This is a genomic window from Propionimicrobium sp. PCR01-08-3, assembly GCF_030286045.1.
Taxonomy (GTDB): domain Bacteria; phylum Actinomycetota; class Actinomycetes; order Propionibacteriales; family Propionibacteriaceae; genus Brooklawnia.
In genome coordinates this window covers 2,797,728-2,809,457 of sequence record NZ_CP127390.1, presented here as the reverse complement: position 1 = coordinate 2,809,457, position 11,730 = coordinate 2,797,728, and the positions used below count along the sequence as shown (strand labels likewise).

Annotated in this window: 10 protein-coding genes; 9 read left to right on the top strand and 1 reads right to left on the bottom strand. The window is 62.7% G+C overall.

All coding sequences use genetic code 11. From position 1 onward, the window contains the following. Nucleotides 1-177: 177 nt before the first annotated feature. The 5 genes from mtnA to mtnK are packed head-to-tail and all read left to right on the top strand — an operon-like array spanning nt 178 to nt 6,243. Nucleotides 178-1,212, top strand: a complete 1,035-nt coding sequence (gene mtnA, locus QQ658_RS13030) for an S-methyl-5-thioribose-1-phosphate isomerase (RefSeq protein WP_286025265.1) — start codon at nt 178-180, stop codon at nt 1,210-1,212. A 16-nt stretch (nt 1,213-1,228) separates the two neighbouring features. Next, nucleotides 1,229-2,332, top strand: a complete 1,104-nt coding sequence (locus tag QQ658_RS13025) for a substrate-binding domain-containing protein (protein WP_286025264.1) — start codon at nt 1,229-1,231, stop codon at nt 2,330-2,332. Nucleotides 2,333-2,354: 22 nt separating this feature from the next. Beyond that, complete coding sequence (locus tag QQ658_RS13020) at nt 2,355-3,896, top strand: sugar ABC transporter ATP-binding protein (protein WP_286025263.1); 1,542 nt, start codon at nt 2,355-2,357, stop codon at nt 3,894-3,896. A 1-nt stretch (nt 3,897) separates the two neighbouring features. Further along, nucleotides 3,898-4,980: an ABC transporter permease gene (locus QQ658_RS13015; RefSeq protein ID WP_286025262.1), complete on the top strand. Its 1,083-nt coding sequence runs from the start codon at nt 3,898-3,900 to the stop codon at nt 4,978-4,980. Nucleotides 4,981-5,016: 36 nt separating this feature from the next. Further along, nucleotides 5,017-6,243: an S-methyl-5-thioribose kinase gene (gene mtnK, locus QQ658_RS13010; RefSeq protein WP_286025261.1), complete on the top strand. Its 1,227-nt coding sequence runs from the start codon at nt 5,017-5,019 to the stop codon at nt 6,241-6,243. An 18-nt stretch (nt 6,244-6,261) separates the two neighbouring features. Here the strand turns inward: mtnK and malQ are convergent, their stop codons facing one another. Beyond that, complete coding sequence (malQ, locus tag QQ658_RS13005; RefSeq protein ID WP_286025260.1) at nt 6,262-8,166, bottom strand: 4-alpha-glucanotransferase; 1,905 nt, start codon at nt 8,164-8,166, stop codon at nt 6,262-6,264. Between the two features lie 172 nt (nt 8,167-8,338). On the opposite strand from malQ, the gene QQ658_RS13000 reads away from it, so the two are divergent. The 4 genes from QQ658_RS13000 to amrA all read left to right on the top strand — a co-directional run bounded on the left by QQ658_RS13000 (nt 8,339) and on the right by amrA (nt 11,722). Beyond that, entirely contained in the window at nt 8,339-8,992 is a 654-nt protein-coding gene (locus QQ658_RS13000; protein WP_286025259.1) for an HAD family hydrolase, read from the top strand. A 109-nt stretch (nt 8,993-9,101) separates the two neighbouring features. Continuing rightward, entirely contained in the window at nt 9,102-10,310 is a 1,209-nt protein-coding gene (locus QQ658_RS12995; protein ID WP_286025258.1) for a YdcF family protein, read from the top strand. Between the two features lie 64 nt (nt 10,311-10,374). Next, a complete protein-coding gene (gene amrB / locus QQ658_RS12990; protein ID WP_286025257.1) occupies nt 10,375-11,166 on the top strand; it encodes an AmmeMemoRadiSam system protein B in 792 nt (263 codons plus the stop codon). Nucleotides 11,167-11,173: 7 nt separating this feature from the next. Then, nucleotides 11,174-11,722 carry an AmmeMemoRadiSam system protein A gene (gene amrA, locus QQ658_RS12985; protein WP_286025256.1) on the top strand — a complete coding sequence of 183 codons (549 nt, stop codon included), beginning with the start codon at nt 11,174-11,176 and terminating at the stop codon, nt 11,720-11,722. Nucleotides 11,723-11,730 lie beyond the last annotated feature (8 nt).

Here is an 11,730-nt window from a genome sequence, read left to right as displayed (position 1 = left end):
GCCATCCTCTTCGGCCTGCTGGGTGACCCTGCGGTCGGTGCTCGAGTGCCGGATGGCTACCGACTCGGTCATCTTAAATCTTCACTGTACTTGGAAAATAAAGTATTGACATGTTGAACAACTTGTACTTACTCTCGAACCAGGTTGAAACGGACGATGCGGTTCGCAGGAGGCACGATGGTCAGCGCACTCAGGTGGATCGATGAGGACTCTTCACTGGAACTCATCGATCAGACACAGCTTCCGGGGGAAACCCGGCTGCTGCAGATCACCACGACCGATGCACTTGTCAGAGCGATAGAAGACCTGGCGGTGCGTGGTGCTCCGGCGCTCGGCGTTGCGGGGGCATTCGGGGTCGCAATCGCGATGCAGCAGGGTGCAGCACAGGGCTGGGACGCCGACCGGATCCAGACCGAGATCGATCGCATCAGGCACGCTCGTCCGACCGCCGTCAACCTGGCCTGGGGCGTCGACCAAGTGCGTCCTCTGGTCGGAGAAGGCCTCGGCGCCGTGGTTGGCGCAGCCAAGCAGATTGCGCAGGCCGACGAGAGTGCCAACCGGGAGCTGTCCCGGCTCGGAGCGGACTGGATCCTTACGCACTGCCCGACGGACAAACTTCGCGTCATCACCCACTGCAATACCGGCGCTCTGGCGACCAGCGCCTGGGGAACCGCATACGGGATCATCCACGAGTTGCATGACCGCGGAAAGTTGGGTCTGGTCTACGCGGACGAGACCCGTCCGCTGCTGCAGGGGTCCCGGCTGACGAGCTGGGAGCTCGTCCAGGACGGAATCGAGCACGTCGTCGAGGCAGATGGTGCGGCCTCGAGCACGATTCTCCGTGGACTGGTCGATGTCGCCATCATCGGGGCTGACCGGATAGCGGCCAATGGCGACACCGCGAACAAGATCGGATCGGTTGCTCTCGCGCTGGCCTGCCAACGCGCCGGCATACCGTTCATCGTTGCCGCCCCTTACTCGACTGTCGATCTGAGCACTGCGTCCGGAGAGCAGATCCATGTCGAGCAACGCGATGAAGCGGAGGTGCTGGGTTTCGGTGCGGTCCGCACCACGCCCGCGCAGTCCAGGGGGTTCAACCCGGCCTTCGACGTCACGCCCCACGACCTGATCTCGGCAATCGCCACCGAAAAAGGCATCGCCGAGCCCGCACACGATCCCCGGCCACGAATGATGGCCGAGCTAGACAGCTGAACTACAAGGAGACATCATGAACAAGCCGCGTTTGGTAGGTGCGCTCGGGCTGGCCCTGATCTTGGGAGCCAGCGGCTGTAGCCAGGGTGGAGACGCCGCCTCGAGTTCACCACAGAATCAAGATTCCGGCTCCGTCGCGACGGCTTCGGCTCCAATGCCGTCTCCCTTCGATGGCGACCCTGTGCACATCGCCATCGTCCAGAACACCGGGCAAGGCGACTATTTCCAGCAGTATCTCAACGGCACCAGGTTGCAGGCCGAGGCTCTCAATATGGAGTTGGATGTCTATGACGCTCAGGGTGACAATGCGACCCAGGCAAGCCAGCTCGACCAGGCCATCGCCTCGGGGGCGCAGGGAATCATCGTGCGTCACGGATTCGCCGATACCTTGTGCCCTGGCGTAAACAAGGCACTGGAAGCAGGCATCTCGGTGGTCATCTATGACGTCGAGATCCAGACCTGTGCGCCGGATGCCGTGCAGACCCAGCAGTCCGACGCGGTGATGGCCAGTCTGGTGCTCGATCAGATGCTTGCCGATGTCGGTCCCGACCAAGATGTCGGATATGTCAATGTCGCCGGCATCGCACCTCTCGATCGTCGTGACGTCGTCTGGCAGCAATACACCGCAGACAACAACTGGAATGTGCTTTTCAAGACCGGAAAGTACACCACCTCGTCGGCCACCGATTCTGCGCCGATGGTAGACAATGCACTGAAGGCCAATCCGGACATTAGTGCCATCTACGCACCCTACGATGAGCTGACCAAGGGGACTCTATCCGCCTTGGAACAGAATCCTGATCTGGCCGGAAAAGTGAAGGTATACGGCGCGGATATCTCAACGGCGGATATCGAGCTCATGATCGCCGATAACAGCCCTTGGGTTGCCACCGGAGCCACCGATCCCAATGCAATCGGTGCGGCGGTGACTCGCACCTTGGCGCTCGACATGGCGGGTCAGCTCGATACCTTGAACGTCGAATTTCCGCCCATTCTGGTGACTCAGGACATGCTTCGCGAAAAGAATATCAAGAATATGGACGATCTACGTGCCGCCGAGCCCGACTTGAATATCTCTTCGGAATCGTCAGCGGATTGGATTCCGGTCGTCACGTTCTAGTCAATTCACAATGGAGCCAACGATGGACGAAGAATCTCTGAGCGTTTCTGACAGGCTGGTTGGCCCGGCTTTGGAACTGCGCGATGTCACCAAGGCATTCGGGCCCAACCAGGTACTCAAGGGCGTCAGTCTGGAATTGCGTCCCGGCCAGGTCACCGCCTTGCTCGGCGCGAACGGGGCGGGCAAGTCGACGCTGATCAAGATCCTCGCCGGGGTCTATGAGATGGACGCGGGCGAGATCATCTCCGTCGGCCGGCCGGTGGTGATCGATTCGCCGTCGACTGCCGCCCAGAACGGCATCCAGACCGTCCATCAGCGCGTCGATGAGTCAATCGTGCCGGGGCTCACGGTTGCCGAGAATCTGCTCTTCGAAGACATCGTCCATGACCAGGTGAAACGTATCGGGTCGATTCGCAGTTACCTGCCGCTCGCTCGGCAGGTTGCTGCGACCCTCAACCTCGGCTGGCCGGATTCGAAGCTTCGTGCAGATGCATTCGAACTGGGTATCGCGGACGCCCAGCTACTGCTGCTGGCCCGGGCGTTGTCGAAGCGTCCATCGGTGCTGATCCTCGACGAGCCGACCTCCACGTTGTCGCAATCCGAGGCCGAGCGGCTCTTCGAGGTCGTTCGCGAGTTGCGCGACCGCGGTGTCGCCATCTTGTACGTTTCGCACCATCTCAGCGAGATCGGTCACCTCGCGGATGACCTGGTCGTGTTGCGCGACGGGCAGATCAAAGACCGGCAGGCCGCCCCGATCAACCTCAACCAGGCGGTCAAATCGATGCTCGGCACCGACGTATTCGTCGAAGTGCAGCAAGTCACCGAGGCCAGAGGAAACGATATCGCGCTCGAATTGCACGGTATTCAGTTGCTGAAACGCTCGCAGCCCTTCGATCTGGAATTGCGTTACGGCGAAGTCACCGGAGTGCTGGGACTGTTGGGTGCCGGAAAATCTGAATTGGCACGGGCGATTTTCGGCGTTGACCAGGCGTTCTCGGGAGATATGAGCTTCAAGGGCCGTCCTTATAGACCGCGCAACTCTCGCGACGCCGTGCATGCCGGCATCTATCTCGTGCCGGAAGACCGCGCAGCCGAGGCAATGCTGCCGGGCTGGTCATTGCAACGCACCATGACCTTGCCATTCATGAGCAAGATGAGCTCTGCAGGAGTGATAAACAATCAGCGTGAACGCAAACGTGCCCAATCGGTCATCGGCAATTGTTCGATAGTTTGCATCGGTCCCGAACAATCCATGGATTCTCTATCGGGTGGTAATCAGCAAAAGGTGATAGTCGGACGCTGGCTGGCCGGCAGCCCCGACGTGCTATTAATGGACGAGCCCTTCCGCGGCGTCGATATCGGTGCCAGAAGGGATCTCTCGGAAAAAGCTAGACAAGCCGCCCATGAGGGGGCCTGCGTGGTGGTTTTTTCCAGCGACATCGATGAGATCCGCGAAGTCGCCGATCGCATTCTCGTGCTCGTTGAGGGCCGCATCACCCTCGACAGCTATTCATCCGAGACAAATCCAAACATCATCATGGCAAGCATGTCGGAGGTGGCATGACATGACGGAGCAGACCAAGGTGGCTGTGCCTCACGACACCAGTGGCGAGAAGACTCGTCCGGGAGCAAGGGATGAGCTCGATCTCGGGTCGAAGATCCGCGATTGGGTCGTCAGGTATGGGTTCGTTGCAGTGACGATCGTCCTCTTTGTCTATTTCGCAGCCACCGAGCCGGCCTTTCGGACGAGCCCAGCGATCTTGTCGATGCTGAAGTTCGCGTCGACCACGGCCATTCTCGGGCTGGCGATGACATTCGCGATGGTGGTCGGCGGCATGGACATGTCGATCGGTTCTCAGGCCGGGCTGGCCGTTCAGCTTGCCGCGATGACCATGGTCTTCTACAACATGACCGGTGGCACGGCGATCGTTATCGTCCTTATCGCGGGACTGATCGTCGGTGCAGTCAACGCCGTATTAATCGTGGTCTGTAAGATTCCCGATCTGCTGGCGACGCTCGCGATGATGTTCGTCATTCAAGGTGCCAAGCTGATCCCCGTCGACGGGCAATCGGTCTCTGCCGGCATGGTGATGAGCAACGGGTCTCAGGCGCCCGGCAAGTTCACACAAGGCTTCTTGATGCTCGACCGCGGCACCGTTGGGCCGATTCCCATGCCGGTGGTCATCATGTTGGTGCTGACGATTGCATCCTGGTTCTTTCTCAGCCGCACCAAATGGGGCCGACTGATGTACGCGGTGGGCGCGAACCCGGAAGCCGCCAGACTCGCCGGTGTCCGAGTCGGATGGATGCGTGCTGCCGCTTACATCATCTGTGCGGAACTAGCCGCCATCGCCGGACTGATTCTGGTATCGCGAATCGGCCAGGGAGACGTCAACGCGGGATCGTCGAGTCTGCTCGAGGCAGTTGCCGTCGCATTGGTCGGCACCTCGGTTCTCGGTATGAACAAGCCGAACCCATGGGGCACCCTGCTCGGCGCATTGCTGGTGGGCATCGTTTTGACCGGCCTCACGATGAAGGGCTTCCAGTACTACTACCAAGACACCTCCAAAGGGCTGGTCTTGGTGCTCGCGCTGCTCTTCTCGTACACGGTTTCCCGTAAGAAGGTGCGCTATACCCCGGCAACTTAATTCCGTCGAGCAATCAATGATGAAAGGCGCGAAACAATGGCGGATTATGAATTCTTGAACAAAGACAATTTGGCCGATTACATCAGATCGAAGCCGGAACTGTCGTCACGGATCAACGCGGACGACATCGCCAAGTTCGAAGAAGTCGGTGACGGAAACCTCAATATGGTCTTCTTGCTGGCCGATTCGGAGGGAAAGCGGCTGTGTATCAAGCAGGCCTTGCCCTATGTCAGAATGACCGGCGAAGGCTGGCCGATGACCCCCGACCGTGCCCGACATGAGGCGTTGGCGCTCTCCACCCATCATGAGCTGACCCCGGATTTGGTGCCTGAGCTTTATCTCTATGACCCTCAGCGTTACATCATCGCGATGCAGGATCTGAGCGACCACAAGGTCTGGCGGCAGGCGCTGTGCGACGGCGAGATCAACGATGGTGCCGCTGAAGCGATGGGCCGATATGTTGGCGCGGTGGCCTTCGGGACTTCACTGTTTGCGCTGGAGCGCCAGGAGTACGCGGACGCGATCGCCGAGGCCCTCAATCCTGAAATCTGCACCATCACAGAAGATCTGGTTTTCACCGAGCCCCTGGTGGATGCCGGACGCAATGTGGTGCTCGATGCGAACGTGCCGGACATGTTGGCTTTCCAGCAAGATCGGGAGATGTTCGACGCCATGGGATACGCCAAGTGGGCGTTCATGACCCGTACCGAAGCGCTGATCCACGGTGATCTGCATACCGGGTCGGTTTTCGTCCGGAACGAGCCCGGCACCCGGAGAGTCGATTCGGTGAAGGCCTTCGACTCCGAGTTCTCGTTCTACGGTCCGCTGGCCTTCGATCTCGGCGCACTGTTCGCCAACTATATTGCTGCTGCGGCCAGGGCATACGCGCTCGGCGAGGACGATCGGGCCGGTTGGCGCCTGAGCTTGATCGAACAGACCTGGGAGGCATTCGAGGCCGAATTCCGGGACCGCTGGCCCGATCGGCGTGATCCCAGGGTCTGGGGAGACGACTTTCTGGAATCGCGGCTGGCCACCTGGCAGTCGGAGGCATGGCTGTTCGCGGCAGCGAAGATGTCGCGCCGCATCATCGGGGCGGCCAAGAACAAGGATATCGAATCGCTGCCGGAGCATCTTCGCGAAGGCGCCGCCCGCGGCATTCTGAATATCTCACGGCAGGCAGTGCGGCAACGCGATTCCGACCACAGCCCGACAGCGCTGGCGGAGCTCTCGGCCCAGATCCTCACATCCGATCGCACCGGCTAGGCACTGTGGCCCAGCCTCTCAGCGGCTCTCGTGCATCAACTGGACCAGGTCACGCGACAGCTTCGAGGTCATGATGTCGTCCGCGAAACCGGGCAGCGCGATCCGCCAGTTCGGATAGCTGTCGACCGTGCCGGGCATGTTGGGGCGCTCGGCGACCATCGCGGCGTCGTCGATATTGACCACGATCATGATCGAGTCCGCGTTCGACAGCATCCGGTACCGGGCCATCACCGCCGACTTGATCTCGCCGGTCTTCATGGACGCCGGGTCCTGCTCGGGGTCAATCTGCGCCATTTCGGCAAGTGAGCGGCGCGTACGCTCGATCTGATCCCAATCGGCGTTCTTGCCGATTCGTTTCAGGTCCGCCACATCGCTGCCGGTCAACAGACCCGCCACACTCACCTGATCGTGAGTCGAGCTGGTGCCCACACCGAGCATCGGGAAGTCGTCGATCGGCGTCCGCATCCCCGAGCGGTTGCCCAGCATGCCGATGTCCTCCATCGTCTCGCGCACCCCGGACGCCACCGTGCCCATGTCCTCACCGACGATCCAGGCATCGGCCCGCATGGCCTCCAACCGCAGAATCGCCAGATAGGCGTCCACCGGGTAGTAGACGTAGACGCCGTCGGCAGCCCCAGCGATGATCGGCACCCAGTAGAGCCGCCACAGCTGCATCACATGGTCCATTCGCAGGCTGCCGGCATAGGCGAGCGCGGCATGCACCATCTCGATGAACGGGGCGAAATCGGCCTGCACCATCGACTGGGGGTTGAACGGCGGCAGACCCCAGCGCTGGCCCTCGGTGTTGTGCGAGTCGGGAGGAGCGCCGATCTCGAAGTTGAAGTTCAGCAGATCTTGAAAGGCCCAGGCGTCCGCGCTGCCGGCATCGAATCCGACGGCCAGATCTGCGATCACGTCGACGCCGAAGCTGCACGCCTCTTGATACTGCACAGCCGCCACCCACTGCGCCCAAACATGAAAACGGACGCGCTCGGCATGCTCGGCGGCAAACTCGACGACTCCGGGAGAATCCGGACGACGCAACCGGTCGGGCCAGGTGTGCCAGTTGCTGTTCTGCTGGGTCTCGGCAATGACCGACCAAATGGCGAAGCGCTGCAACTGCTGGCCGTGCTGATCACGCCAGGCCTTGAACTCGACGTTCGGCTCGTCCTTCACCTGCTCGAAGATGCGCTCCAGAGCCTCGAGTTTGAGCGCCCAGACGGCGTCCCGGTCGATGATCCGGTCATTGTTGAGCGCGCGTCCCTTGGCGTCCAGGTCCGACAGATTGACCCGCTCGGCACCGAATGCGCGTCCGGGAGCCACATGCAGCAGGTTCAGGAACAGTCTGGACGCGGGGGAGTACGGGGAGGGCTGCGGCGAGGACAGTGGTGCGATCGCGTGCACCGGCGAGACCTGAACGCACGATGCGCCCTGGCTAGCGGCGACCCGGCAGATCAGGCCGAGATCGCGGAAGTCGCCGATGCCCCATGAGCGCCGGGTACGCGTCGCATACAGCTGAATCTGCCAGCCCCAGCCGCGCTCGGGCACCTTCAGCCGATCGGGGGCGGCGATGACGAACCTGCGCACGCCCTCGCGGGTGTAGAGAATGTGATAGCCGGGGGCGTCGACGACGCCGTGCACCTGCACATTGAAACCGTCCTCCAGAATCAACGTGCCGAACAGCTCCGGATGCCAGCGTCCCGGCGTACACACGATGGGGGCGCCGGTGCCGGCGAGGCCGTCCGGGTCGGGAAAACTGTCGTCCACCATCCGCAGGGTTTTCGTGGGCGTGTCCACCCAGTTGCCCGAGGTGTTCTGGTAGCCGAAGGAGACTCCCAAGGGAGCCAGCTTCGCCACGAGTTCTTCGCGATTCTCGCTCAGGGCGGAGTCACTACGGTTCTGCGTGGTATTCAGTACAGTCACGATCCCGTGTCTTTCGTTGAGAACTTGCACTGCAGCCTAGTGTGCCGTGTGCTCAAAGGTTTCAGCGACCGCATAGCGGAGCGTCCGTTGCAAGATCATATAGCCATCTGCCGTGCCGGACGCCGGGGGCCTGCGTGCACGACGCCTGTGCACGAACTCCTAAACTGTGCCCATGCCGATGCTCTTCGTCGATCTCGACAACACGCTGTCCGACCGAGCGTCCTCCTTTCAACGGTGGGCCACGAACTACCTGATCGAGCGCTTCGGCCATGCGGACGAGCAGTTGATCGACAAGATGACGGTGGCCGACGGTGACGGACTGCGGGCCAAGTCCGACGTCGCGGCCGATCTCGCCGAGATTCTCGACCTCTCGGCCTCCGAGCAGGCCGACATCATCGCGGTGCTCAGGGCAGGCACGCTCGACGAGCTTCGGCCCACTCCGGGCATCACCGAGGCACTGGACGCCGCCCGGGCTTCGGGCTATGAGCCCTTCATCGTCACCAACGGGCGGCCATCCCAACAGGAGGGCAAGGTCGCCAAACTCGGGCTGGCCGGCCACATCGCCGGCATGATCGTCAGCGAGGCGGCCGGGGTGAGCAAGCCCGATCCGGAGATCTTCGAGATGGCGGCGCGCCAGGCCGGTGGGGTGCTCGAAGGCGGTTGGATGATCGGTGACTCGGCCGATGCCGACATCTGCGGGGCGGTTGCCGCCGGGCTGAAATCGGTCTGGCTGCGCCGCGGACGCGAATATCCGCAGGCTTCGCCCGAGCCCACGTTTATCGCGGACTCGTTCGTGGAGGCGGTCGGCCGGGTATTGAGCGTGTAGCTGAGCCGGCACTGCCTGGTGCTTGTTTCTCAGTAGGCCTCAACGACGGTTGCTAGCGTGGATTTGCAGGGCTTTGGCCCGGCACATCACCTTCGGATGGGAATCTTCGATGCTCAATGCGGTACTGGCAGCGCTCTGCTGGTGGTTGTACGTGCGGACGAAACGGACCGACCCCAGGCAGCTACGGATGGCCTGGTGGTTCTTGCTGGCCTGTTGGTTCACTGTGTTGGCGGCCACCGAGGTCGCCTTCTACTTTCTGCCGATCGTCGCGGCGTTGCTCGCGGTCGTTCTGCTGGCTCCCTTCTCAGTGTTCGTCCTCGCCGGGATACTGCTCAGCAACGGGCTTCAGATGTTCCGCAAGGAGGGCCGCTCGCTGGGCAATTCGCTTGCGGGCTTGCTCGGTCTCGCGCTGGTCGTGCTGCCGGTGGCCGGTGTCGCCGGCCTGCTGCTGACCAGGAACCAAGGATTCGGCATCTGGCTGGGATTCGCCCTGCTCTTCCTCTACGGCGCCGCCCAATTGGGTATCAGCTTCCTGGTTTTCTGGACCTTCGCCAAGCTTTACGCCCGCATTCCACCCAGGCCCCACCCGGACGCGGTAGTCGTGTTGGGCAGCGGTCTGATGGCCGGCGGCCAGGTGCCGCAGCTGCTCGCCAATCGTCTCGATCGCGGGCGGGCGGCCTATGATGCGGCTCTTGCCGGAACGCTTTCCGGCCCCCGGATCGCTGCGCTCGGCGATCCGGCCCGCACACTGCCTACGTCACGGGCATTACCCACCCCGTCGGGGAGCGCCGACCTGATCTCATCGTCAGGCATGGGCAATGAGGCGGGCAATGAGCGCCATGAATCGCAGGTGGGCCGCGAAGGCTCCCAGCAACTCTTCATGATCCCGTCGGGCGGAAAGGGCAGCGATGAGCAGCGATCCGAATCGTCCGCGATGGCTGAGTATCTCGTCGAGCAGGGCATGAATCCCGCAAATTTGGTGCTGGAGGAAAACTCCGCCAACACCGAGCAGAACCTGATCTTTTCCCGTGCCGCCGCCGATCAGGCCAAACTCGCCCACGCGGATCACTCCGCGTCCAGACAACTGCTGGTGGTCACCAACGGCTACCACGTGCCCCGCGCCGCGCTGCTCTCCCGCCAGGTGAACGTGGACGCCGATGTCGTCGGCGCCCCCACCGCCCGCTACTTCGTGCCGAGCGCCTTCATCCGCGAATTCATCGCGGTCGTGAAAATGCACTGGAAGCTGCAATTGGGCATCGCCGTCCCCGGCGTCCTTGCGGGCCTCGCGATCATCGTCATGGCGATTTTCCAGTTCTGAACCGCCCACGACGGCGTCTGGGCGTGACTAACCTGGTAGGCAATCCCGACGGAGGGTTGTTGCCATGAAGATCAGACCAGCTGCAGTAGCCGGCACCTTCTATCCCGCCGATCCGCGCGCTTTGGCGTCGATGGTCGGCCAGTTGCTCGACGATGCCCGTCCGGACGAGCAGGCCACCCCACCGAAGGCCCTGATCTGCCCGCACGCCGGATATATCTATTCGGGATCCACCGCCGCGCTCGGCTACGCGTCCCTGCGCCCGGACAAGCATCCGATCGCCCGGGTAGTCATCGCCGGGCCCGCCCACCGGGTGGGCATCCGCGGTATCGCCCTTCCCGGGGTGGACGCGATGGCCACGCCCCTGGGTGAGGTGCCGCTCGATCTTGAGCTCTGTCAGCAGATCAGCAAACTGGACGACGTTGATATCCGCCCCGACGTGCACGCCGAAGAACATAGTGTCGAGGTGCAGCTGCCGTTCCTGCAAAGCGTCCTCGGCGAGTTCACCGTCGTGCCGCTGGTGGTCGGCGACGCCTCACCCGACGCGGTCGCCGATGTGCTCGAAGCATGCGCCGGTGGCCCGGAGACGCTGCTGGTCATCAGCTCGGATCTGTCGCACTATCACCCGTACGACGAGGCCAAACATATGGACGCCGAGACACTGGCCGCCATCTGCGCACTGCGCGGGCCGATCAGCGCCCACCGCGCCTGCGGGGCCCACCCGATCAACGGCCTGCTGACGTTCGCCGGGCGCCACGACCTGCATCCCGTGCTGCTCGGCTCCCGCAATTCGGGCGACACGGCCGGCGACAAGGGGCGAGTGGTCGGCTACGCCTCGCTCGCCTGGTATCAGGAGTGAGGCCCGCATGCTGCCTGCCGATGCCGGCGAGATCCTGCTGCCGCTGGCCCGCTCAGCCATAGCGTTGGCCCTTCATCAGGACGCGCCCGCGGCCGGTGAGGCCCGCTGGCTGGACGATCCCGGTGCGAGCTTCGTCACCTTGACCATCGGCGGCAGGCTGCGCGGCTGCATCGGAAGCCTGGAGGCCTATCGGGCGCTCGGCGAAGACGTGGCGTCCAATGCCCGGGCCGCGGCCTTCCACGATCCCAGGTTTGCGCCGGTCTCCGCGTCCGAATACCCGGATATCGATATCGAGGTCTCGGTGCTGAGCCCGCCCGAGCCAATGCCCGTGACCAGCCGGGCCGACGCCCTTGCCCAGCTGCGCCCGGGTGCCGATGGATTGATCGTGAGCGAAGGACGACATCGCGCGACGTTCCTGCCGCAGATCTGGGAGCAGCTGCCGAGCCCGGACGAGTTCTTGCGGGCCCTGCTGCGCAAGGCAGGCCTGCCGCCCGAACACTGGTCCGGGCACCTCGAACTGGCCCGCTACACCGTCCAGAAATGGGCCGAACAATAATCGGCCAA